At 71.2% G+C, this 23,056-nt stretch carries 21 protein-coding genes; 11 read left to right on the top strand and 10 right to left on the bottom strand.

Annotated features, from left to right (window positions below):
• The first annotated feature begins 256 nt into the window (after positions 1-256).
• Positions 257-628 carry a DUF4267 domain-containing protein gene (locus tag ACBJ59_RS44170; RefSeq protein ID WP_375116078.1) on the top strand — a complete coding sequence of 124 codons (372 nt, stop codon included), beginning with the start codon at positions 257-259 and terminating at the stop codon, positions 626-628.
• 69 nt (positions 629-697) lie between these two features.
• Here ACBJ59_RS44170 and ACBJ59_RS44165 read toward each other — a convergent pair whose 3' ends face one another.
• Positions 698-1,711, bottom strand: a complete 1,014-nt coding sequence (locus ACBJ59_RS44165) for a hydroxyacid dehydrogenase (protein WP_375116077.1) — start codon at positions 1,709-1,711, stop codon at positions 698-700.
• 161 nt (positions 1,712-1,872) lie between these two features.
• The gene (locus tag ACBJ59_RS44160; protein WP_375116076.1) at positions 1,873-3,738 is read right to left on the bottom strand and encodes a DUF2264 domain-containing protein; all 1,866 of its coding nucleotides are present in this window, start codon (positions 3,736-3,738) and stop codon (positions 1,873-1,875) included.
• Between the two features lie 147 nt (positions 3,739-3,885).
• Here ACBJ59_RS44160 and ACBJ59_RS44155 point away from each other — a divergent pair, with 147 nt between their 5' ends.
• The gene (locus ACBJ59_RS44155; protein ID WP_375116075.1) at positions 3,886-4,962 is read left to right on the top strand and encodes a LacI family DNA-binding transcriptional regulator; all 1,077 of its coding nucleotides are present in this window, start codon (positions 3,886-3,888) and stop codon (positions 4,960-4,962) included.
• 58 nt (positions 4,963-5,020) lie between these two features.
• Here ACBJ59_RS44155 and ACBJ59_RS44150 read toward each other — a convergent pair whose 3' ends face one another.
• Complete coding sequence (locus ACBJ59_RS44150; RefSeq protein ID WP_375116074.1) at positions 5,021-5,170, bottom strand: hypothetical protein; 150 nt, start codon at positions 5,168-5,170, stop codon at positions 5,021-5,023.
• 310 nt (positions 5,171-5,480) lie between these two features.
• Here ACBJ59_RS44150 and nhaC point away from each other — a divergent pair, with 310 nt between their 5' ends.
• From nhaC to ACBJ59_RS44135, 3 genes are read left to right on the top strand one after another with little or no spacing between them, the layout of a single operon-like run.
• The gene (nhaC, locus tag ACBJ59_RS44145; protein WP_375116073.1) at positions 5,481-6,947 is read left to right on the top strand and encodes a Na+/H+ antiporter NhaC; all 1,467 of its coding nucleotides are present in this window, start codon (positions 5,481-5,483) and stop codon (positions 6,945-6,947) included.
• On the top strand, positions 6,931-8,328 hold the full coding sequence (locus ACBJ59_RS44140) for a basic amino acid/polyamine antiporter (RefSeq protein ID WP_375116072.1): 1,398 nt from the start codon (positions 6,931-6,933) through the stop codon (positions 8,326-8,328). Before nhaC ends, ACBJ59_RS44140 begins: the two co-directional genes overlap by 17 nt.
• A gap of 9 nt (positions 8,329-8,337) precedes the next feature.
• The gene (locus tag ACBJ59_RS44135; protein ID WP_375116071.1) at positions 8,338-9,591 is read left to right on the top strand and encodes an arginine deiminase; all 1,254 of its coding nucleotides are present in this window, start codon (positions 8,338-8,340) and stop codon (positions 9,589-9,591) included.
• A gap of 4 nt (positions 9,592-9,595) precedes the next feature.
• On the opposite strand, the gene ACBJ59_RS44130 is transcribed toward ACBJ59_RS44135, so the two are convergent.
• Positions 9,596-10,969 carry an alpha/beta hydrolase domain-containing protein gene (locus ACBJ59_RS44130; RefSeq protein WP_375116070.1) on the bottom strand — a complete coding sequence of 458 codons (1,374 nt, stop codon included), beginning with the start codon at positions 10,967-10,969 and terminating at the stop codon, positions 9,596-9,598.
• Between the two features lie 208 nt (positions 10,970-11,177).
• Between ACBJ59_RS44130 and ACBJ59_RS44125 the strand changes: the two genes are divergently transcribed.
• Positions 11,178-12,329 (top strand): low temperature requirement protein A, encoded by a 1,152-nt coding sequence (locus ACBJ59_RS44125; protein WP_375116069.1) that lies wholly within the window; start codon positions 11,178-11,180, stop codon positions 12,327-12,329.
• 19 nt (positions 12,330-12,348) lie between these two features.
• Here ACBJ59_RS44125 and ACBJ59_RS44120 read toward each other — a convergent pair whose 3' ends face one another.
• On the bottom strand, positions 12,349-12,654 hold the full coding sequence (locus ACBJ59_RS44120; RefSeq protein WP_375116068.1) for a hypothetical protein: 306 nt from the start codon (positions 12,652-12,654) through the stop codon (positions 12,349-12,351).
• 214 nt (positions 12,655-12,868) lie between these two features.
• Between ACBJ59_RS44120 and ACBJ59_RS44115 the strand changes: the two genes are divergently transcribed.
• Positions 12,869-13,327, top strand: coding sequence for a hypothetical protein (locus ACBJ59_RS44115; RefSeq protein WP_375116067.1), 459 nt, complete (start codon positions 12,869-12,871; stop codon positions 13,325-13,327).
• Between the two features lie 92 nt (positions 13,328-13,419).
• Positions 13,420-13,737 carry a DUF5713 family protein gene (locus ACBJ59_RS44110; protein ID WP_375116066.1) on the top strand — a complete coding sequence of 106 codons (318 nt, stop codon included), beginning with the start codon at positions 13,420-13,422 and terminating at the stop codon, positions 13,735-13,737.
• Between the two features lie 319 nt (positions 13,738-14,056).
• Here ACBJ59_RS44110 and ACBJ59_RS44105 read toward each other — a convergent pair whose 3' ends face one another.
• Both ACBJ59_RS44105 and ACBJ59_RS44100 read right to left on the bottom strand, forming a co-directional pair.
• A complete protein-coding gene (locus tag ACBJ59_RS44105) occupies positions 14,057-15,817 on the bottom strand; it encodes an amidase (protein WP_375116065.1) in 1,761 nt (586 codons plus the stop codon).
• Complete coding sequence (locus ACBJ59_RS44100; RefSeq protein WP_375116064.1) at positions 15,814-16,113, bottom strand: hypothetical protein; 300 nt, start codon at positions 16,111-16,113, stop codon at positions 15,814-15,816. Before ACBJ59_RS44100 ends, ACBJ59_RS44105 begins: the two co-directional genes overlap by 4 nt.
• A gap of 341 nt (positions 16,114-16,454) precedes the next feature.
• Here ACBJ59_RS44100 and ACBJ59_RS44095 point away from each other — a divergent pair, with 341 nt between their 5' ends.
• Both ACBJ59_RS44095 and ACBJ59_RS44090 read left to right on the top strand, forming a co-directional pair.
• Positions 16,455-17,243, top strand: coding sequence for an MOSC domain-containing protein (locus ACBJ59_RS44095; RefSeq protein ID WP_375116063.1), 789 nt, complete (start codon positions 16,455-16,457; stop codon positions 17,241-17,243).
• A 281-nt stretch (positions 17,244-17,524) separates the two neighbouring features.
• Positions 17,525-17,995: a hypothetical protein gene (locus ACBJ59_RS44090; RefSeq protein WP_375116062.1), complete on the top strand. Its 471-nt coding sequence runs from the start codon at positions 17,525-17,527 to the stop codon at positions 17,993-17,995.
• A 76-nt stretch (positions 17,996-18,071) separates the two neighbouring features.
• Here ACBJ59_RS44090 and ACBJ59_RS44085 read toward each other — a convergent pair whose 3' ends face one another.
• Positions 18,072-18,803, bottom strand: a complete 732-nt coding sequence (locus ACBJ59_RS44085; RefSeq protein ID WP_375116061.1) for an SDR family NAD(P)-dependent oxidoreductase — start codon at positions 18,801-18,803, stop codon at positions 18,072-18,074.
• Between the two features lie 98 nt (positions 18,804-18,901).
• Here ACBJ59_RS44085 and ACBJ59_RS44080 point away from each other — a divergent pair, with 98 nt between their 5' ends.
• Positions 18,902-19,498, top strand: coding sequence for a TetR/AcrR family transcriptional regulator (locus tag ACBJ59_RS44080; RefSeq protein WP_375116060.1), 597 nt, complete (start codon positions 18,902-18,904; stop codon positions 19,496-19,498).
• Between the two features lie 84 nt (positions 19,499-19,582).
• Here the strand turns inward: ACBJ59_RS44080 and ACBJ59_RS44075 are convergent, their stop codons facing one another.
• The gene (locus ACBJ59_RS44075; protein WP_364134644.1) at positions 19,583-20,128 is read right to left on the bottom strand and encodes a dihydrofolate reductase family protein; all 546 of its coding nucleotides are present in this window, start codon (positions 20,126-20,128) and stop codon (positions 19,583-19,585) included.
• A 146-nt stretch (positions 20,129-20,274) separates the two neighbouring features.
• The gene (locus tag ACBJ59_RS44070) at positions 20,275-21,810 is read right to left on the bottom strand and encodes an ATP-binding protein (protein ID WP_375116059.1); all 1,536 of its coding nucleotides are present in this window, start codon (positions 21,808-21,810) and stop codon (positions 20,275-20,277) included.
• Positions 21,811-23,056 lie beyond the last annotated feature (1,246 nt).

The raw sequence follows: 23,056 nt of genomic DNA, 5'->3' as shown, positions 1-23,056 counted from the left end.
CGGGCATCGACCTCCTTCACCTCGCTCACTTCGTGAAGCGGGGCCAGGAGGCGGGCGAGCCGCCGGTCGTGCTGCTCGCGGGGCAGCCGGCCGCCGAGCGTGAGGGTCGCCAGGCCGTGATGATCAACTTCTTCCGCTCGCGCTCCGGCGCGTATGGATCGTCATGCTCTCCCGCAATCTAGCGTCGCTAGCACTTCTGCCGTCGATCTGCTAGCTTCATTTCCGTTCCTAGCAGCGCTAGAAAATGGAGACGGACATGCTCACCCCTCTTGCCTACGGCCTCGCGATCGCCCTCAACCTGTTCATCCTGTTCATCGGGGCCCGTTTCCTGCTGGTGCCGCGCGCCTCCGCCGCGGGCTACGGCGTGCCGGCCAAGGAGCACGGCGACCCCGCCTACCTGACGATCAAGGGCTTGCGCGACGGCGCCTACGGCCTGCTCGGCCTGGCCCTGCTGGCCTTCGCCGGAGCGCGCGCCGAAGCGTGGTTCATGCTGGTCGTCGCGCTGGTCCCGCTGGGTGACACCCTGATCGTGCTGCGCAACGGCGGGACGAAGGCGGTCGCGTTCGGCATCCACTTCGCGACCGCCGTGGTCGTCCTGATCAGCTCCGCCCTGCTCTTCGCCGTCTGAACCCCTGGAGCCGATGACTACGCACAGGGCGAGGACCGGGTTCCGGTGCCTGTGGAGCCGTGCCCCGCGTCAGGCGATGTACGGGAGCTGCTCCAGCTCCACCTGCCCGAGCAGGGGCCTGCCGCCGAGGAACCGACTCACCTCGGCGACGGCGAACTCGCCCAGCCGCCGCGTCTCGCGGCCCTGCGCACCCGCCAGGTGCGGGGTGATCAGGACGTTGGGCAGGGCGAAGAGCGGGTGGCCCGGCGGCAGCGGCTCGGGGTCGGTGACGTCGAGGACGGCGGAGATCCGGCCGGTGGCGCACGACCGGGTCAGCGCGTCGGTGTCGATCAGGGAGCCGCGGGCGGTGTTGATGACCACCGCGCCCTCGGGCAGGAGGTCCAGCCGCCGGGCGTCGAGCAGGTGGCGGGTCTCGGGCAGGGCGGGTGCGTGCACGGTGACGAGGTCGGCGCGGCGGCAGAGGTCGTCCATGCCCACGGGCTCGGCGCCCAGCCGCGCGGCCTCGACGGCGCTCACGTAGGGGTCGTGGAGCAGCACCTCGACCTCGTACGCCCGCAGCCGGCGCAGGACGTGGCGGCCGATGCGGGAGGCGCCGATGACGCCGACGGTGCAGTCGTGCAGCCCGGTGCCGTCGCCGGGCAGCCAGTCACGCGGCGCGCCCTCGACGGCGGCGGCATAGCGGCGGGCGCGGCTGAACGCCCGCTTGGCACCCAGGACCAGCATGGCCATGGTGTAGTCGGCCACCGGGACGGCGTTCGCCTCGGCGGCGGAGGAGACCACGATCCCCTGCTCGAACACGACGGGATCAACGCGGGCCTTGACGGTGCCGGCGGCGTGCACGACGGCGCGCAGCCGGGGCGCGGCGGCCAGCACGCCGGCGTCGATGTGCGGGCAGCCCCAGCCGGTGAGCAGGATCTCCGCCTCGGCGAGGGCGGCGGCGGCCGCCGGTCCGTCGAACGAGGTGAACGTCGTCGCCGGGTCGATGTCGACCAGCTGCCGCAGCCAGGTGAGGAGGTCGGCGGGGAAGACGCCGCCGAACGCCCAGGGGGCGAGGGCGAAGACCGCGACGGGTCGCCGTGGCACGGAGTGAGCTCCTATCGATGGGCGGGCAGGATGGAACTGGTGAAAACGCTTCCATGAACGAGCGTACTTCACCGATAGCCGCATCCGCATCACCTGACAATTGACCGTTTTGAACAGGATCAGGGCCGCCAAACGACTGCTGAAGATGTCGTGTAAGCGCTTTATCTGCTCAACGTACAAGTGGGGGTGTCGTGGAGGTGGACCGTGGCCGTGTCGCCGCTGGGCAGCGTCAGCCGGACCAGGGCGTCGCCCTCGACGTGGACGGCCGGGGCGGGAGGATCCATGCCCGGGCCCGCCAGCCACACCAGGGTGACGTACAGGGCGACGCCTCCCGGGTGGGCCTGCGCGATCGCGTAAGGGGTGGCGGAATGCGGGCCGTAGGCGTTGGTGCCCGCGCCCGTGACCAGGCCGGTGCCCGTGTAGCCGTGCAGGGCGCGCACCGCGGTGGTGAGCCCGTCCGGACGGCGGGCCAGCGCCAGGTCGCCCTCCTCGCTCAGGGCGAGCGGGAGTGCGGCGGCCAGGGCGTGGCCGCCGTCGCGCACCTGGTGGCCGGCGGGGGCGGTGACGCGGTGGATCCGGATCTCCGCCGCGCCGTCCACGACCGAGGCCGTCACCACGCGGACGGTGCCGTCCTGGTAGGCCGAGGCGGCGAAGCGGTCCGAGACGGCCAGGGGTTCGATGCGCCGCCGGAGCGAGGGGGTCCTGTCGGGTGCGATGACGGCCAGGTGGTTGTCCACGCCCTTGGCGGTCCCCAGTTCGGGCCCCGTGTGGCTGGTGTAGGCGTACTTGAGGTAGTGCGGGTCGGGCACACCGTCCGGGTGCCGGACGCGGTCCCGGTCGCTGCCGTGGTTGACCAGCCGTACGACGCCGTCCGCCCGGGTGGCGTGCAGCAGCCAGCCGGGGGCGGCCATGGTCACGGTCTGGTCGGCCAGGTCCACCGGGGCCGCCTGCTCGGGTTCGGTCCAGACGGGATGGGCCGGCGGCAGGAGCAGGCCGAGGAACGCCTTGCTGGCCCAGTACGGCGACGCCGGTCCCGAGTAGTCCTGCGTGACCGGCAGGAAGGGGTCGTACCAGCCGAGGGTGAGCAGGCCGCGCTCGTCCGGCGCGCCCCGCTCGGCGAAGTGGCGCAGGACGCCGCTGGCGATGCGGCGGGTCCGGCCGGGCGGGAGCGGGGAGGCCCCGGTCAGGGCGCCGAGCCACAGCGGCGCCACCGTCGCGAACCGGTAGGTCAGCGAGCGCCCCTGGTGCACGGGCCCGCCGTCGGCGGCGAAGAAGTGCTGGTACTGGTCGAGGAATCGGTGCAGCCGGGCCGCGTAGAGCTCCTGCCGGACGATGTCGCCGGACATCCGCGCCCACAGCGACGGGTAGAGGTGCAGGGCCCAGCCGCAGTAGTAGTCGAAGTTCTTCCCCTTGCCGTCGGAGTACCAGCCGTCACCGGCGTACCACTCCTCGATCCGCTCCAGCCCGCCGGCGATCTCCCCGGGCGAGTACGGCCCGCCCACCTCGGCCAGGAACTGTTCGACGATCACCCGGAACAGCACCCAGTTGTTGTCCGGCGTGCGCCGCCCGACGAACCCGGCCAGCCACTCCACCACCCGCTCCCGCACGGCGGGCGGCAGCCGGTCGAACAGCCACGGGCGGGTCTCGTGCAGCGCCAGCGCCACCGAGGCGGCCTCGACGAGCTGCTGCGACATGTCGGCCAGGGCCGGCCAGGCGTACGGGTGCGCCGGGTCGGTCCCGGCGGCCAGGCCGCTCGCGTACCGCTCCAGCAGCTCCGGCGGCACCTGACCGCCCGCGCCGGCGATCCGGAAGGCCGCGAGCAGGAACGTGCGGGCGAAGCCCTCCAAGCCGTCACTCACCGGCCCCGACCTGCTGGCCCTGCCGGGCAGGCGGAACTGGGCGAAACCGTCCGACGCGTACGGCACCACGGAGTCCAGCAGGTGATCCGCCATGGCCTCCCAATGTGCCCGGGTCCAGCCGGTGTGTCCGGACAGTCGTACGTCGGGGGCGGGAAGGCTCAGTGGCATGACCGCAATCCTAGAACAGCTGCTGTAAGCGTTTTAACATCGGGGTGGGAGCGGTGATTTGACACCGCGACGACCAGCGGGAACCATCACGCGTAAGCGGTTTACCAGCAAGTTTCAGCGCAGGTTTCAGCGCCACGTGGAGGTGAGATGGTCCGGCGTCCGGCGTCCGGCGAGGAGGGGCCCAGGCCGACGACGATCCGCGACGTGGCGGCGCACGCGGGTGTGTCCGTGGCCACGGTCTCCCGGATCCTGTCCGGCACCTACCCCAGCGCGCCCGCCACCCGCGGCAAGGTGATGAAGGCGGTCCGCGAGCTCGACTACGTGGCCAACGCCAACGCCCGCGGCCTGGCCGGGGCGAGCAGCCGCAGCGTCGCCATCGTGGTCAACTCCGTCGTCTCGCCCCACTACGCCCACGTCGCGCAGGGCGTGCAGACGCAGGCCGCGCTCGAGGGCAAGCTGTGCATCGTCGGCACCACGGGCGGCGACCCGGAGCGCGAGCTCGCCACCGTCCAGCTCATGCGCCAGGAGCACGCCGAGTGCGTGATCCTCGTCGGCAACGTCGTCGCCGACGAGGCCTACCGCGAGCGCATGGCCGAATACGCCCGCGCCCTGGCAGGGGCCGGCTCGCGGCTCGTCCTGTGCGGCCGCCCCGCGCTCGGCCCCGACGTGCCCGCCCTCGTCGTCGAGTACGACAACACCGGCGGCGCCTACGCCATCACCAGCCACGTGCTCTCGGCCGGCCACCGCCGCATCCTCTTCCTCGGCCGCCGTGACGGCTACACCACCCCCGACAGCCGCATCGCCGGCTACCGCAGGGCATTGGCCGACTTCCACGTGCCCCACGACCCCGGCCTGGAGGTCGAGGGCACGATGGAGCGCGACGAGGGCCACCGCATGATCCGCGAGCGCCTCGCGGCCGGCCCCCGCGACTTCACCGCCGTCTTCGCCGGCAACGACCTCATCGCCGCCGGCGCCCGCCAGGCGCTGCGCGAGCACGGGCTGCGCGTGCCCGACGACGTCTCCATGGTCGGCTTCGACGACCTGCCGCCCTCGGCCGACATCGACCTCACCACCGTGCACGTGCCGCACGAGGAGCTGGGCCGCACCGCCGTACGCCTGGCCCTCGAACGCGGCAGGTCAGGCAACCCGGCCCAGCACGTCATGCTCGGCACCCACATCGTCGTCCGCGACTCGGTCCGCCCGGTAAGGCCCGAATCTTCATGATCCGGGAGCGGCGGCGGCCCGCGGGCCGCCGCCGCTCCCGGGCCTCAGCCCGCGTCTGTCAGTCGTCGTCGTCATCCGGCACCGGTATGGACTGGGTCACCTGCGTCTGGACCCGCGTGTCGGCCTGCGCGGCGCCGGCCGCCACGCCGAACAGGGCCGTGACGCCCACGGCGGCGGCGAGGGCTGAGCTGATGATGGTTGTCCGCATTGCGGGTACCCCCGGTTCCTGCTTGTTCGCGACGCCGTCCCTGGGGCCGGCCGTCGCCTGGCAGTCAAGGGTCGGGCTGCCCCGGTGGGGGGCAGGGCCATCCCGTCACGGCGTCAAATGCGCCCCAACCGCCGCCGCCTGAGCCGCAGGCGTACCACCTGCCGCAGGAACTCCGCGGGGGACGGTAAAAGCATTCTTGCGGCGATATCGGTAAAGCCATAGGTTCGTCGCACGTTCGCCTGCCTCATGGGGGAATGGTGGAGTAATCGCAGGTAGCCGGGCTGCGTGCCACTCCGACTGGTGAGAGATCATGGCGAACGACCGCAGACGCGAGCCGTCGCTGATCGATGCGCTGATCCCGATGGCCACCCTGGTCGTGCTGATCGGCGGCGCGCTGGCGCTGTTCGGGCTGGACGCGCTGAACGGGCCGATCCAGGTCGCGCTGGTGCTGTGCGCGCTGGTGGCCGCCCTGGTGGTGCTGAAGAACGGTCATCCCTGGGAGGACGTCCAGGCCAGCGGGCAGCGCGCCCTGTCCTCGATCACCAGCGCGATGTTCATCCTGCTGGCGGTCGGCGCCCTCATCGGCGTCTGGAACATGTCGGGCACCATTCCCACCCTGGTCTACTACGGCATCCAGGTCCTCTCGCCGGGCTGGTACTACGCGGCCTCCGCGCTGATCTGCGGCCTCATCGCGATGTCGATCGGCAGCTCGTGGACCACCGCGGGCACCATCGGGGTGGGGCTGGTCGGCATCGCCATCATGCTCGGCGTCTCGCCGGCCATCACGGCGGGCGCCGTGATCTCCGGCGCCTACCTGGGCGACAAGCTGTCCCCGCTGTCGGAGACCACCGTGCTGACCGCCCAGCTCGTCAAGGTGGACCTCTACCAGCACATCAAGCGGCAGGCGTGGACCTCGGTGCCCGCCTTCGTGCTCGGGTTCGTGCTGTTCCTGCTGCTCGGCCTCGGCCGTGGACCGTCGCCGGCGCAGGAGGGCGAGACCGCCGTCGACCTCAAGGCGCTGGGCGACATCTTCTGGATCACCCCGCTGAACCTGCTACCGCTGCTGCTGCTGGTGGTGCTGTCGATCCGCAAGACCCCCGCCACGCTGGCCCTGGTGGCCTCGACCCTCTTCGCGGGCCTACTCGGCCCGTTCACGCAGCCCGCGGTGGTGGCCGACTTCGCGGGCCAGGGCGGCGTCCTGGGCGGAGTCAAGGCGGTATGGCAGGCCATGGCCACCGGGTTCGACAAGAACACCGGCATCGCCGACGTCGACGCGCTGCTGTCGCGCGGCGGCATGGAGAGCATGCTGACGACGCTGTGGCTGATCATCGGCGCGGTCACGTTCGGCACCGTTCTGGAGGAGTTCGGGCTGATCAACCGGCTCATCGCGCCGATGGTGCGCTCGGCCAGGGGCACCGGACGGCTGTTCCTGACGGTGTTCGCGTCGGCGTTCGGGCTCAACGTCATCGCCGGTGACCAGTACATCGCGCTGGTGCTGCCGGCGCGCGTCTACCGGGCCGAGTTCGCCCGGCGCGGCCTGGCGCCGGCCAACCTGTCGCGACTGACCGCCGACAGCGGCACGGTGACCTCGCCCCTGGTGCCGTGGAACTCCTGCGGCGCCTTCATGAGCGCGGTGCTCGGCGTCTCCACGCTGGCCTACCTGCCGTTCTGCTTCTTCAACATCTTCAGCCCGCTGCTGAGCGTGCTGTACGGCTTCACCGGCTTCAGGATCGAGCGGGTCGCCGCGTCGGAGGTCACCCATGAGCAGCACCACTGACACCAGGCAGGCCGCCCAGGGATTGTCACTGCCGACCCTGACGGCCATGGTCGTCGGCTCGATGGTCGGCGCCGGCGTGTTCTCCCTGCCGCGCAACTTCGCCCAGGCCACCGGCGTGTTCGGCGCGGTCGTCGCCTGGGTGGTCGCAGGGGCCGGCATGCTGATGCTCGCCCTCGTCTTCCAGACGCTCGCCGTGCGCAAGCCGGACCTGAACGCCGGCGTCTACGCCTACGCCAAGGCCGGGTTCGGCGAGTTCCCCGGCTTCTTCTCCGCCTTCGGCTACTGGGCCAGCGCCTGCGTCGGCAACGTCTCGTACTGGGTGCTGATCAAGTCCACGCTGGGGGCCGTCATCCCCGGTTTCGGCGAGGGGAACACGCTCCTGGCGGTCCTGGTGTCCATGGTGTGCGTGTGGGCCTTCCACCTCATGATCATGCGGGGGGTCAAGGAGGCCGCCGCGATCAACAAGATCGTGACCGTGGCCAAGGTCCTGCCGATCCTGCTGTTCGTGGTGATCCTCGCCGTCGCCTTCCGGTCCGGCGTCTTCACCGCGAACCTGTGGGGCGACGGGCGGCTGTTCGACCAGGTCAAGGCCACGATGCTGGTGACGGTGTTCGTGTTCCTCGGCGTCGAGGGGGCCAGCGTCTACTCCCGGTACGCGCGCCGGCGCGAGGACGTCGGCCGGGCGACCGTGCTCGGCTTCCTGGGCGTGCTGGCGCTGTTCGCCTCGGTCACGCTCCTGTCGTACGCCGCCCTGCCCAAGGCCCGCATGGAGGGGCTGCGCCAGCCGTCCATGGCCGGGGTGCTCGAATCCGTCGTCGGCACCTGGGGGGCCGTGCTGATCAGCGTCGGGCTCATCGTCTCGGTGCTGGGCGCGTACCTGGCCTGGACGCTGATGGCGGCCGAGGTGCTGTTCGTGGCGGCCAAGGACGACGACATGCCGGCCTTCCTGCGGCGCGAGAACCGGCACGGCACCCCGGTGGCCGCCCTGGTGATGACCAGCGCGCTCATCACCGCCGTGCTGGCGATCACGCTGTTCTCCGACGACGCCTTCTCCTTCACGCTCAAGCTGACCAGCGCGCTCTCGCTGGTGCCCTATCTGCTGGCCGCCGGGTACGCGCTCAGGCTCGGCGGCACCGGCAGGCAGATCCTGGTGGCCGCGCTGGCCGTGATCTACACGGCGTTCCTCATCTTCGCCGCCGGGCTGGAGTTCCTGCTGCTGTCGTGCGTCATCTACGCCCCCGGCACGATCCTGTTCGCGCTGACCCGCCGCGAGCACGGCAGGCGCGTCTTCTCCCCCGCCGAGCTCGTCCTGTTCGCCGTGGTCGCCGTGGGCGCCGTCCTCGGCGTCATCGGCCTGGTCACCGGGTTCATCACCATCTAGGAGGCTTCCATGTCGTACGGCGTGCACTCCGAGGTCGGCACACTGCGCAAGGTCATCGTGCACCGGCCCGAGCTGAGCATGAAGCGGCTCACACCCGACAACAACGACCGGCTGCTGTTCGACGACATCCTCTGGGTCGAGCAGGCGCAACGCGAGCACGACGCGTTCGTGGCCATGATGCGCGAGCGCGGCATCGAGGTCTTCCACCACCAGCAGTTGCTGGCCGAGGCGCTGGACTCCGGCTTCGCGGCCAGGCAGCACGCGGTCGAGCAGGCGGTCACCCACCTGACCGTGGGGCCCGCCCTGGTCGACACCGTCCGCGAGACGCTCTCCGGCTGGAGCGGCGACAAGCTCGCCACCCACCTCATCGGCGGGCTCAGCAAGCGGGAGTACGGCATCGCCGCCCTGGACGACAGGTCCCTGGTCGCCGCCTCGGCCACGCCCGGCGACTTCATCCTGCCGCCGCTGCCCAACACCCTCTACCAGCGTGACCCGTCGGCCTGGCTGTACGGCGGGGTCTCGCTCAACCCGATGTTCTTCCACGCCCGCCTGCTGGAGACCATGAACCAGTCCACGATCTACCACCACCACCCGATGTTCGCCTACGAGGACTTCGCCTTCTGGTACCCCGCCGCCGGGGAGGACGCGCGCTTCGACGAGGAGGACTACGGCACCGCCGCCATGGAGGGCGGCGACATGATGCCCATCGGCAACAGGACGGTCGCCATCGGCCTGTCCGAGCGCACCAACGCCCGCACGGTCGAGCACGTCGCGCTGTCGTTGTTCGCCGCCGGCGCCGCCGAGCGGGTGATCGCCGTCAACATCCCGAAGCGCCGCTCGTACATGCACCTCGACACCGTGTTCACCCTGCTCGACGTCGACAAGGCCACCGCCTACCCGCCATTCCTGGAGACCGCCACCACCTACTCGCTGCGCCCCGGCGACAAGCCGGGCACGCTGGAGGTGCACCGCGACGCCGGCTTCGTCACCGCCCTGGAGGAGGCGCTCGGCCTGAGCCGGCTGGAGGTCATCCCGACCGGCGGCGACGACTACCAGCAGGCCCGCGAGCAGTGGGACTCCGGCAACAACTTCTTCGCCCTGGCCCCGGGGGTGGTCGTCGGCTACCACAAGAACCAGTTCACCAACCGCAAGCTGCGCGAGCACGGCGTGGAGGTCATCGAGATCGAGGGCTTCGAGCTCGGCAAGGGCCGAGGGGGCGCGCACTGCATGACGTGCCCCATCGAGCGCGACGGCGTCTCCTAAGGGGTCATGATCCGGGGCGGGCGGCGTCGAGGAGGTTCTGCCTGGCGTCGGCCGGGAGCAGGTAGCCCGCCTTGAGGTTGTGGGCGTCGGCGCGGGCCACGGCGGCGACGTAGCGGCCGTGGGAGGGGTACAGCTCGTCCAGTCGCGCCTGGTCGAAGGGGATGTGGGTGCCGAAGAGCACGCAGAAGGTCTCGCCGGAGTTGTCGCCGGTGTTCAGCGCGGTGGGCGCCGCGACCTGCGAGAGCCGGATGCCGCCGCGGGCCAGGCCCAGCTCGTCGCGGGCCTTGGTGCCGTCGGGGGCGAACTCCAGCGGCGGCGCGGTGGGCGGCGCGACGCCGCGCTCGGCCCAGCGGGTCAGGTGGTCGTAGGCGGCGGCTATGACGTGGTGCAGCGGGACGCGGCTGAACGGCGGGCGGGCGCACGTGTACGTGGGAGCCTGGCCGAGGTCGCGGGCGAGCAGCGGCACCCGGCTGCGGTAGCCGTGCCAGCCGGAATGGGCGCTGCCGGCCACCTCCCAGCGCCGGAACCGCTCGGTGTCGGGGGGTCGCACGGGGGTGCGCACGTCGGTCTCGGACAACACCTGGAAGACCGGCTCGGCGCCGGCCCGGGTGGGGGCGTTGCCGACGATCTGCGCGAAGCCATCGAAGACGCTCTCGATCTGGGGCAGCACGGCGTCGTAGTAGACGGTGAGCCGGCCGGCGGACTGCGAGGCGCCGATGGCCAGGACGGTACGGGGGCGCAGCCGGCCGAGCGGCGCGGCCCCGGCGGGCGGTGTCCGCAGCGCCTTGGCGGCCTGGGAGAAGATGTCGTAGGAGAGCTGGTCGGTCATGAACTGACCGCCGCCGGTGACGTCGAGGTCGCCGTACCTGGCGGGGCTCCACTGGCGTAGCTGGTTCACGCCGACCCGCTGGGCGGAGACGCCCACCCAGGCGTACCCCGCCCGGGTGATCTGCTCGGTGCTCCACAGCGCGTCCAGGTCGTATCCGGCGGTGACGTTCTGCCATTCGGCCAGGACGGTGCCGTTGAACCCGGCGGGGCTCGCCGGGCGGCGCACCAGGACCCGGGTCCGGTACGGCACGTCCGAGGCGAGCAGCTGCCCCGTCGCGCTGTAGGCGTCGGCGTTCCCCGACAGGTGGAACTCCTGCTCGACGTAGCCGAGAGAGGCCAGGTCGGCGTCGGTGGCCAGCCACGGGTAGGTCTCGGCCACGTCCGGCGAGGCCGGGTCACCCGGCGGGGCTCCCGGCAGCGGCCCCTCGACCTGGGGCACCGCGACCGGGGCCGGGACGGCGGCCGTCCCGTCCTTTGCGGCGGCCGCCGCGGGGGTGAGCAGCAGCGTCACCGCGAGCAGTGCCGCGGCCGTGCTGGGGAATGGCGTCATGGCGCGAGCTCCTTCCGGGCCGGGCCCGACCGGCCACCTCAGATCGTCTCCTCTCCCCGCCCGTCCGGCATCGGTGAAATCACCGTCCCCGTGCCACCTCATGGAGATCGCCGGCGAATCCGGTCAAGCACCCCGCCGGACAACTGCACTTACTTTTCCCGCTTTCACACCGACGAGCAGGGGGCCGGGGCGGGGGTAAGGGAGGATCATGGCCGATTCGCATGACGGCGGTGGCCGCAGGCCGTTGTGGCGCAGGATGGCCGGGCGGGACCCCGGCGAGTCCCATCGTGTCGCCACCCCGCTGGAGCTCCTGTCCGACCTGTGCTTCGTTGTCGCGGTGGCGCAGGCGGCCGCGGCCTTCCACCACGCGCTGGCGGAGGGGCACGCGGGCAGCGGCGTGCTCGGGTACGCCATGGTGTTCTTCGCGATCTGGTGGGCGTGGATGAACTTCACCTGGTTCGCCTCCGCCTACGACACCGACGACGCGGCGTACCGGTTGCTGATCTTCGCGCAGATGGCCGGGGTGCTCATCCTCGCCGCCGGGGTCCCGGCGGCCTTCCAGGACCGGCACTTCGGGCTGGTCACCCTCGGCTACGTCGTCATGCGCATGGCCCTCGTACCGCTCTGGCTGCGCGCCGCCCACGGGCATCCCGAAGGGCGATCGCCCGCGCTCCGGTACGCGCTGGGCATCACCCTGGTCCAGCTCGGCTGGGTCGTGCGGCTGGCCCTCCCCGACGAGCTGGAGCTGGTCTCGTTCGGCGTCCTGGCGGTGGCCGACCTGGCGGTGCCCGTCTGGGCGGAACGGCTGCGCACCACCGCCTGGCACCCGCATCACATCGCCGAGCGCTACGGCCTGTTCACGATCATCGTCCTCGGCGAGTCCATCCTCGCCGCCACCGTCGCCGTCCAGGCCGGGCTGGAGCGGCAGATCAACACGGCGGCGCTGCTGTCGGTGGCCTTCAGCGGCATGGTCATCGTCTTCGCCATGTGGTGGCTGTACTTCGCCCGCCCCGCGCACAGGCTGCTGGCCTCGGGCAAGACCGCCTTCACCTGGGGTTACGGCCACTACTTCGTCTTCTCCTCCGCCGCCGCCATCGGCGCGGGCCTGGCGGTGAAGGTCGACTACGACAGCAACCGGGCGCACGTCGGCGCCCTCGGGGCGGGGGCGGCGGTCGCCGTGCCGGTGGCCGTCTTCCTGGCCAGCCTGTGGCTGGTGCACGTGCGGCCGCATCGCCCGCGTGCCCGGGTGCGGGCCGCCTACCTGGCGGGCACGGTCGCGGTGCTGGCGACGCCGTTCACCGGCCTGCCGCTGCCGCTGATCGCGGCGGTGCTGATCGTGCTCGTCATCGCCGGCCGCTGACCTCGCCTTGCGCGCCCGGTCAGGCCGCGCGGAAGCTCACGGTGGCGTGCAGGCGGTTGCCGAACAGCACGTGCCCGTACGCGTAGGCCGCCACGACCGTCCCCACCCGTTCCGCGCCGCCCGTACGGACGAGCCGGTGCTCGGCCGCGAGCACCACCACGTCGGAGTAGAGCCGCCACAGGCAGATCGCGACGGCGATGCCCAGGACGGGAAGGTCAAGCGTGGGGGTGTCGCTGTGGTCGGTGACGCTGTCCAGCGGGACGAGGACGTCGGCCTCCGGATGGTACGGCGGCGGCCGAGCCGGGGACCGCCGGGCGTCCAGCACGACCAGGCGCGGGCCGGGCCGGCCGCGGGCGGCGCACCAGGGCGTTGTCAGGCACAGGTACGGCTCCTCACCGGACCAACGGTGTCGGCGGGACCTCCGGCAAGGAGGAATATTCCCCTCAGTCGTGTCCGTACGACCTGGGCGGCCACGACGTAGGGTCCAGATCAGCAACCGGTTCCCCGATCACGACCACATCGGCCTCAACGGAGCCTTCATGACCGTCACTCCCGCGCAACTGCGCGCCCTCGCGAGCCGTGCCGAGGCGCTCACCGCCGAGGTCCGGGCGCTCTGCGACGGCGCCGCCAACGGATCACCGGAACGCGACCTCCTCGCCGCGGGGCGGCACGCCGCGAACTGGCTGGCCCGCGGCGCCGAGGACCTGCGGCGCGCGGCCGCGGACGTGGCCGCCGCCCAGGCCCAGCCGTGCGGCCTGCCGTGGAGCGTCTGCCCCGAGCACGGCAACACCCTCGACTCCCGCGCCGGCGTCTCCACCTGCCGGGTGTGCGGCCGCACCTGGAAGTACGACCGGCCGGGCCTGCCGTGTCCGGAGCCGGTGACGTGGAAGGTCATCGACCGGGCGGGGACGGAGACGAGGATGTGCGACGGGCACGTACTCGGCGCGCGGGCGGTCTCCGACGGCGCCACCTTCATCCGCCTCGACGCGGAAGCGTGACCGGGTTTTTGTCGGTGGCGCGGTGCAGGATCGACCTGCCAGATCGTCGACGGGGAAGGGACAGCGCGGTGCCGCCCACGAATCAGCAGGTAGTGGACCATGCCTTTCTGCGGGGCATGTATGCCGACGGCTATTTCCCCGATCACGTCGTGGACAAGGGCAAGGCGATCCTGTTACGGCTGTGCGAGCGGATCGAGGCCGAGCGGCCCGCCGACCTGGCGGCCCTGTACGCGCTCACGGCGGTGGCGACGGAGGAGTTCAACGCGCTGGACGAGGACTTCGTGGCGGCCGGCAGCGAGATCGAGACCGTCGCGCGCGAGGTGATCGCCGAGGACTTCTGGTTCGTGGCGTCGGCGTACGGGTTCGGGGAGGCGGACGTGGAGACGTTGATCGCCGACCGGGACTGGTGACGCGCGGGCTCTCCCACGGCGGCGGGCTCCCCGACCGCGCGAGCGGACTCCCGACCGCGCGAGCCAGCCACCATCCGGCCGGGCCGGGCGGTCGCTGCGCCACCCGACCGGGCCGGGCGGTGGGGGCGCCGTCCGGAACCGGTCGGGCGGCGGGAGGCCGGTCGCCGCACGTCACCGGGCAGACCCCCGATGGGAAGCCGGTCGGGGCGCCACCCGGCCAGGCGGGTGGCGCAGGGCCTGTCGCTGCCTCGTCCCCGACAGGGCGGGGGTCGGCCGCCGCGGTGCCCTGCTCAGCGACGGCCTCCCCCGGTAGTCGCGGTCACTGGGACTGTTCGGCGGCCTCCTCCGCCGAGATCCGGCCGCGGCCGGCCGGAGAGCGGAGCTGGGCGGCCGGCGGGTCGGCGGGGCGGCGCCAGTGCCAGTCCGAGACGGCCTGGTAGGCGGCGACGACCGACAGCAGCCGGTCCTCCCCGTACGGCAGGCCGCCGAGGATGGTCCCGATGGGCTCGCCCGCCGAGGTGAACCCGATCGGAAACCCGATCTCCGGCAGCCCGATCGCGTCGAACGGCGTCGGCGAGGTCTGCACCACCACGTCGCACCGGTCGAACACCTGGTCCAGCACCCGCTCCAGCAGCAACAGCTTGGCCCGCTGCCCCGTGACGTACTCGTTGGCCCCCATCAGCGCCCCCTGGAGCCAGCCGATCACCGACACCCCGAAACCCCGCAGATCGGACCGCAGGTACGGCATGAACGGCTCGCTGCGCTCCGGCAGGCGGACGTTGTTGAACTCGCTGCCGGTCAGCAGGTCCCACTCGTCGGGGAACGGCACCTCGACGAGCGTCACCCCGCGGATCGCCGCCATGGCCGACAGGAAGGCGCGGCGCGCGGCGGCGGTCTCGGAGGTGCCGTCGGAGTAGCCGGGCAGCACCCCGATGCGGGTGTTCCAGCGCAGCCGGAGCCGGCCGCCCACGTGTACGGGGGTGGCGGCGCCGATCAGGTCGGGCACCTTGGGCAGGCCCTGGGTGCGCGGGTCGGCCGGGTCCTCGCCGGCCATCGCCGTGAGCATGATGGCCGCGTCCTTGGCATCGCGGGCGAGCGGGCCCGGATGGTCGCGCGTGTAGCTGAGCGGGATGATCCCGTACAACGACACCCGGCCCATGGTCGGCTTGAGCCCGGTGAGGTTCTGCGCGTTGGACGGGGCGGTGATGGAGCCGCCGGTCTGCGTACCGGTGCCGGCGGCGGCCAGCCGTGCCGCCACGGCGGTCGCCGTACCGGTGGAGGAGCCACCGGGGTTGACGCCCGGGTCGGTGGGCGTCCACGCGTTGACCGTGGTGATCACGCCGGCCGGGGTCGTGGCACGGGTGGTGGCGAGCGGGCCCATCTGGGTCTTGCCCAGCACGATCGCCCCCGCGGCCTTGAGCGACGCCACGGCCGTCGCGTCGAAGGCCGGCACGAAGTCCTTGAACAGGAACGAGTTCGCCGTGGTGGGCACGCCCTGCGTGTAGTAGTTGTCCTTGATCGCGAGCGGCATCCCGTGCAGCGGGCCGCGCCGCTGCCGCCGGCCCGCCGCCCTGGCCGCCTCGCGGGCGGCGTCGGCGAGCACGGTGTTGAAGGCCTGGTACGTCGTCTCGAACGCGCCGATCCTGGCCAGGTAGGCCTCGACCAGCTCCAGCGGGCTGATCTGGCGGTTGCGGATCATCCACGCGGCTTCGGCGAGGGTGAGCTCGGTGGGGTCGGCCATGGCCGCCGGCCGCGGTTTGGCATAGGCGTTCGCCACGTCCAGGCCGGGCCGATCCTTCCCGGCAAGCCCCGCCGGCGCGCCGGCCGGCCCGACGAGACCGCCTGCCCCGGTGGAGGCCGCTGACCCATCCGCGGCGGACCCCGCGGACCCCGCGGCCGCCGCGGATGCCGGGAGGGTCGCGGCGATGCCGGCCGCCGCACTCACCGCCGCCGCCCTGGCCAGGAACGCGCGCCGGTCCACCGTACGGTCGAGCGGCTGCGGGCCGTCGGCGTCGATCGGGAGGGGATGGTCGAGCGGGAGGGGGTGGGGGTGGGGGTGCTGGTGCCTGCGGGAGCTCACTTGCGCCACTCCACGCTGATGGACGGGTACATCATCGGGGCGCGCTGCTGGGACAGCGCCGGGTCGGCCGGCGCGCCGGTCCCCTCGGGCGGGGGGAGTCGGTAGGCGGCGAGCGGCGTGACCGTGCCGCGCATGAACGAACGCAGGGAGGCGAGCGCGGTGTCGCGACCCGGCGCACCCGTCTCGGGATCGGCCGCCGTACCGGCGGGGAGCTGGTCGAGGTCTATGCCCAGCATGGCCAGCCGGGTCCTGATCATGGTGTTGAGCTCGGCGTCAGAGGGGGGTGCGGGCGTCACGGCGATCTCCAGGGTTGAGGGAGCCAGACCACATTCGAAGCACCGCGTGTCACACGAATGTCCCAAAGATCACATACATGTGAAAACCTCCCCGGCGTGGGACTCGCCCGTCACCCGGGGCACGCATCCGCAGGTGCTCCGCACAGGGCCGATCAGCTCCACCACCCCCGGCCACCCGGTCCGGGCCCGGTTGGGGCCGGATTGGGGACCGCGCCAAACGGACGGACCGATGGCCGGCGCGGAGAGGCGAGTCAGCGGCCGGTGACGGCGGCCGGGCCGGAGCGGGCGGGTGAGCTGGGCGGGGTGGTGGGGGTGGTGGGGGTGGGCTTTAGCATTCGATCATGCGTCTGGTCGGCATCTGGATTTATCCGCTCAAATCAGGTGCCGGGTCTCCCGTCCCCGAGGCGGCCGTCGAGCGTTGGGGGCTGGCCGGGGATCGGCGGTGGGCGGTGGTCGACGAGGCGGGTGACAATCTCTGGCTCGGCGAGTATCCGCGGATGGCCTCCGTACGGGCGCGGAACGCGGATGACGGCGGTCTGCTGCTGTCCGCCTCCGGCATGCCCGGCCTCCACGTCCCCCCGGCGACCGGGGAGGCGGTGCCCGTGGGGTTCACCGGGCTGGACCGGGCGATCGACGCCGGCGGCGACGCGCACGACTGGTTCACCCGGCTCCTGGGGCGGCCCGCCCGGCTGGTCTGGCTGGACGATCCGGGCCGCCGTACGATCGATCCGTCCCACGGCGGGCTGCCGGGTGAGGTGGTCACCTTCGCGTGGGACGCGCCGCTGCTGCTGACCTCGGCCGCGTCGCTCCGTGTTCTGGATGGGCAGATCGGCGGGGACGGCCCGCTCGACATGGCACGGTTCCGGCCCAACGTGGTGATCGACGACGTCGAGCCGTACGCCGAGGACTCCTGGACCGAGGTCCGGATCGGCGAGATCGACTTCCGGGTCTCCGAGCTGTGCGACCGGTGCGCGGTCACCACCATCGACCCGGTGACCCTGGTCAAGGGCAAGGAGCCGATCCGTACGCTGGCGAAGCACCGCCGCTGGGACGGCAAGACCTGGTTCGGCATCCGCCTGGTGCCCAAGAACGCGGGCCGGCTCCGCCTCGGCGACCCGGTGATCGCCTGATCCATCCGGGCGGACGGAGGCGAAATCGGGTCGCGGGTGCGGTGGTCGGCGTCGCGAGGAGGCCGAAGCCAGACCCCGGTGCCGGGAAGCAGGTCGAGCGCCTCCCCCCGCGCGCACCAGCGGGAGGGGAGGTACGCCGGGGACCGATCACACACTCGATCGGGGGCACTGTGTGGCATCACACCACCCCGGCTAGGCGGGAAATCGTCACATTTGACCGCCCTATTTAGTCATGAGTGGTAAGCGGGCGAAGTGCCCGTACCGCACAGGGGGTGTTTCTGATGGCCTTCTCCTACACCGACCCCGATGCATGGCGGATCGCCATGAACGTCACCGAGGCGACGCTGACCATGGACACGCCGCGAAAGCTGCGGCTCCTGGACAAGGTCCCCGAAGTCATCGGCTCGTTCTTCCTGCGTCCGAGCGGCGGGCTGGCGGGGTTCTCGCTGCGCCTGCCGCTGTCGTCGCGCCGTGCCGTCCCGCCGGTCCTGGTGTGGGAGTCGGCGAACCTCGAGCTCGGCGAGCCGGCGACGCTGCGGCTCGGAGAGCGGGAGGTGTCCAGCGCCGTGTCCGTCGTGTGCGCCGAGATCCCGGGCGAGCATCCGTACGTGAAGATCGTCCTGGAGACGGAGTTCCCCTCCAAGGCCCTGCTCCTGCCGTCCACGTGGTGGCGCCGGCCGGGAACGGTGCGGCTCAGGCTGTTCAGCGAGCTCCATTCGGCCGAGAAGGCGACGGGCACGCCGGGTTCGTGACCGGCGGCGCTGATCAGGGGGGACGAACGACGGTAACCGGGCGTCGCGTCGATGGCGGACCGACCGGCTCCCACGCTCACCCGAAGGCGCTGAACGTCACCTCGGGGCGGTCGCGCTTGGTGTACAGCTCCCAGGCGGTGTCGGCGATCACGTCAGGGTCCAGGGTCCTGCCGCCCACGTCGCCGAACCGGTCCGGCTGCGACGTCACCAGCTGGTGGATGTCGCCCCGTTCGACCAGTCCGCCAATGATGAGGCTCCCGGCGTAGACGCCCTGCTCGGCCAGCGCCGCGTTGAGCGTCAGGGCGTAGTTGCGCAGGGCCGCCGAGGAGACGGCGAGGCTGCCGAGGGCCGGCATCGGCATGACGGCGCTGAGCCCGCCCGCGAACAGCAGCCCGCCCTCACCCCTGCCGACCATGCCGGGCAGCACCTTGCCGACCAGGTCGACGGCCGGATAGACGATCTCCATCGCCTCCCGGACGTCCTCGGAGGCGGACTCGGTGATGGGCTTCGGCGGGGAGCCCAGGTCGGCGGCACCCGGGCCGTAATAGAGGACGTCGATCGTCCCGAACCGTTCGGCGATCGCGTCCAGGGCGGACGCCGCGCGGTCGCGGTCGCGTACGTCGGCGACGAAGGACGCGGCGTCGATCCCCGCCCCGGCCAGGGACGCCACGTAGGCGGCGTGCCGGGCGTCCGTACGGGAGACCAGGGCCACGGCGTACCCCTCGCGGCCGAACCGGTGGGCGACGGACATGCCGAGCCCCGGCCCGGCACCGATGACGACGGCGGTCTTGCGCGCTGTTCCGGACATGGCTGTGCCTTTCGCGTCAGAAATCGAGGACACCCTCAACTTATGACGCAGACCGTACCACGAACTTGAGGGCATCCTCGATTTCGTATGATGGGCACATGGCAGCCGGATCCAAGCCGCTGCGGTCTGATGCCGCGCGCAACCGCGACAAACTGCTGGTCGCGGCCACTCAGGTGTTCGCCGAACGCGGCCTCGACGCCCCCCTCGACCACATCGCCCGCCGGGCCGGGGTCAGCATCGGCACCCTCTACAACCACTTCCCGACGCGCGAGGCGCTCCTCGCCGCGATCCTCCCCCAGCGGCTGGCCGCCCTCGACGAGATCAGCGCGGCGGCCCTGGCAGACCCCGATCCCTGGAACGGGTTCGCCGGCTTCCTCGAAGGGCTCTTCGCCCTGCAGGCCGAGGACCACAGCCTGAACGACGCCCTCGTCCAGAGCTTCTCCCTGTCCACCGACGTGAGCCAGGCCTGCCACGGGGGCTTCCAGCAGGCCGAACGCATCATCGAGCGGGCTCAGGCCAGCGGCCGGCTGCGCGCCGACTTCGGGTCCCAGGACCTGGTCACGCTGGTGTGGGCGATGTCCCAGGTCATCAGGGAGTCGATGGAGACGGCTCCGGAGACGTGGCGGCGCTGCCTGGCCTTCTTCGTGGACGGCCTGCGCGCCGAAGCGGCCCACACCGCCCTCCGGCGACGGTGACGATCACCTCGTACGCCGAGCGCGCCCCCGTACCCCGCCGCCCCGCCGGGACCCGAGCTCCGGGCCCCCGTCGCACCCGCGCGCTCAGCCGGCGGCCGGAACGTAGGTCAGGCTGAGCACGCCGGTCTCGAAGGTGTCCGACTTGACCAGCTTCAGCGGGTGGGTCGGGGTGTCCTCGAACAGCCGCTGGCCGTGGCCGACGACGATCGGGTGGACGAGCAGGTTCAGCTCGTCGAGCAGGCCGTTGGCCAGCAGCCAGCGTACGGTCGTGGCGGAGCCGGACATCTGCAGGTCGCCGTCGAGCTGCTTCTTCAGCTCGGTCAGCTCGGCCGCGACGTCACCGCGGATCAGGGTGGTGTTGCTCCACTCGGCCTTCTCCAGGGAGTTCGACACCACGTACTTGCGGGCGCTGTTGAAAGTCGCGGCGATTTCCGGGTCGGCGTCGGTGGTCGTCCAGTACGAGGACCACTCCTCGTACAGCTTGCGGCCCATCAGGAACCCCGCCGCGCTCTGCATGCCGGCCTGGACCACGGCACCCATCTCGTCGTTCCAGTACGGGAAGTGCCACTGGTCCGGGGACTCGACCACGCCGTCCACGGAGATGAAGAAACTAGAAATGATCTTGGCCATCGTGTTCGCTCCTTAGTCATCGGGCTTGTCCGCGACATTAGTCCGGCCCATATGCCTGAGTCTTGTACAGAAACGACAACCGCCGGCTGCCGATCCTGGACGACCAACCTCCTTCACGGAGCCGACGGAGGCCGGACAATCGCCCGTCACACGCGCAGAACGGTGACCTGGCGGCCGGACGGTGTGGTCGCCTGCTCGAAACCACCTCGTTCCTTCCAGGGTGGAGCCTCGGGACGCCGGTCGAAGATCACCAGCACGCCGGTGGAAAGGGTGAGCCGGTCCAGGTACCGGTCAAGCTGTGCGAGACCGTCGGGCATCGGGTCGTTCTCGCTCGCTCGCCAGACCTTCAGCTCCATCGCCTCACGCTGTATCAGCCGCTCCCCTTCGGGGCCGGTATAGGACCAGCGGACCAGCACGTCCAGGCGCTTGGTGCCCGCGGCGTACTCCCGGTCGAGCTGGCCGCCGCCGTTGACCAGCCGGTGCAGGAAGGCCATGAGAATGATCTGGCAGGCGGCCTCGTGGTAGCCCTCCTGCCGGATGAGCACCTCGCCGTGCTCGCGCCAGAACACGACGAACTCCCGCAGCAGGCGCGGCAGGTCGAAACGGCCGTCCGGCAGCACGAAGCTGTGCGGATCAGCCATCACATGCTGTTCCGACGGGGCGCCCAGCACCCGCAGGATGACCTCCCGGTAGATGGGGTTCGCCACCTCCAGCGGAGGCTCCTGCTTGATGAGGCCGAGATCGCGAACGTAGGACAGGTCGTCGGAGAAGGTGAGGTCGATGTCAGGGAAAGTCCCGGCCACCACGGGCTCCATCACCCGCTTGACCCGGGGCTCGTGCAGCCGGGCCACCAGGGAGTCCAGATGAGTGGCTCGTGCCCGGATCAACCGCTCCTTGGCCCCCTCCACCTGCCCGGCCGTGATGACGTCAGCCATCCGCATCCGGAAGGTGATCTCATAGGCGAGGGCGTTGACCAGCCACGGCTGTCCCTGTGTCAGCTCGAAGACCCGGTCCACCGCGTCCTTGGTGAACTCCTGGCCGGTCGCCTGGGTGTGCAGGCCGTAAAGCTCGGCGATCTCGTCAGCGGTGAAATCACCCAGGCGCAGCGACTCGGCGATGATGTTGAACGGGCTGGCGGGGTTCACCCGGTCGGCGTCGCCGCCGGAGGCGACCTTGTAGTCACGCAGGTTGCGCAGCCCGCACAGCACCACGGACGCGGGGAACGGACGGCCCTGATGCCGCGCGTTGTGACCGTCGCGGAGCTGGCTGAGGATGCTGACCATGCTGTTGCCCTGCAGGGCGTCGATCTCGTCGAGAAGAAGCACCACCCGGCGCGGGCAGCGGCGGCACCACTCGCTCAGCGCCGAGCCGAACCTGCTGCCCGGCGTGACCTGCGGCCAGGGCTCCGGCGGCAGCAACTCCTCCGGCCAGCCCGATCGTGCGGCGGCTTCGCGGAGGGAGTCCAGCAGGAGCGACTCCGCGGCGGCGTAGTCGTCGCCGGCCGCCTTGGCGCGCTCACAGGAGAACGTCAGGGCGGCGATGTCGCCTCCGGCGGTCAGTTCGGAGGCCAGGGTGTGCAGCGCGGTCGTCTTCCCGGTCTGCCGGGGCGCGTGCAGCACGAAGTAGCGGTCCATCTCGATGAGCACGCGCGCCTGCGGGAGCCGCTGCGTGGGGGGCAGCATGTAGTGATGCTGAGGGCTGCACGGGCCCGTGGTGTTGAAGTATCTCGCTCGAGGTGGCCGCATGGTCACAGTCTGCCATTGCCCTGATCGGGGCGTCTGGGATACAACAACCGGCCCATGCTCTTCCTCGGCGCGGACGAGGCGCGTACGGCGGGGCGCTGGTGGATGAGCCGTCGATCACTTTCATCTGGAGGATTGCGATATGCGGGCAATCCGGACCGTCACTGGCCGACCCCGGCCATTCAGCCGGCACTTCGGCCGGAAGATCGATGGCTCAACAAGGTGCCCTGAACTCAAGGCCCCTTGGGGATATCGGAAAGCGAACCGCTACGTTAAGTCCACTCCGGTCCAGCGGCTCAGCCTACGTTCGGACGGTTTTATCTTTATCCGAGCATATGACCCTCAACGAGCCCGAGTACTTCTCCATGCCGAGAGCAACGACAGCGTGCCATCGAACTGCTGACGGCCAGGCTGCTGTGGTCGGTCATCATCCGCAGTCTTTCCTGCACATGTACGCCAGCGGTCCCACCACGACAATTCGGTGGCACCGCCGCATCGACGTCAGCCGAGCACACTACCTGAGAAGCCCGTGGTGAGTGACCCGGTCAGAGCGCTCGCTGAGCCGCCCGAGGGCGCCTCAGCCGAACCCGGCCCGAGAAAGACCGTGCTGTTGGTGATCCACTCAGCGATCGGATAGAAATCCTGTCCGAATCGCCTCTTGAACCCACGACCAGATCGACCATGCCGCTGCCGGCAAGCTCGGGCTCGAAGAGGATGTCCGCGTTCCGGAACTCCCCGACCGCAACCGGTGGCCGGACGCGCAGGCCGACCAGATTCGCCGGCACGGATGGCGCCAGCGCACGCAGGACGAATCCCTCGGCCCCGAGCACATTGTGCCATCTCCGCGTATCCACGAATCGTTCTTCGTGCCAGCCTGCCGACGAGGTTGAAAGACATCAGCCGTGACGTCCTATGGTCAAAGTGACATGTACTCAACACGACCCGAGGCGTCGAGGCCTGCTCGGTCCTCTCAACGAGCTCGTCGGCGTCCGTCCAGCGCGCGCTCGACGCCCTTGCTGGTGATCGTCTGGAGCGCCGGGTTGCTCCTCGCCAGGCAGGGCCCCGCAACCCCGCCTGGCGAGGAGCCTGGAGTGCCATCAAGCTGTCAAGCTGTCATCGACGTGCCCGGGCAGCTCATGACAGCTCCTCATCCTGATGTGAGCGGCTCCTACGAATACGTTCCGCT

It is taken from the genome of Nonomuraea sp. MTCD27 (assembly GCF_041950495.1).
Classification (GTDB): domain Bacteria; phylum Actinomycetota; class Actinomycetes; order Streptosporangiales; family Streptosporangiaceae; genus Nonomuraea.
This window is presented reverse-complemented; position numbering and strand designations above follow the sequence as displayed.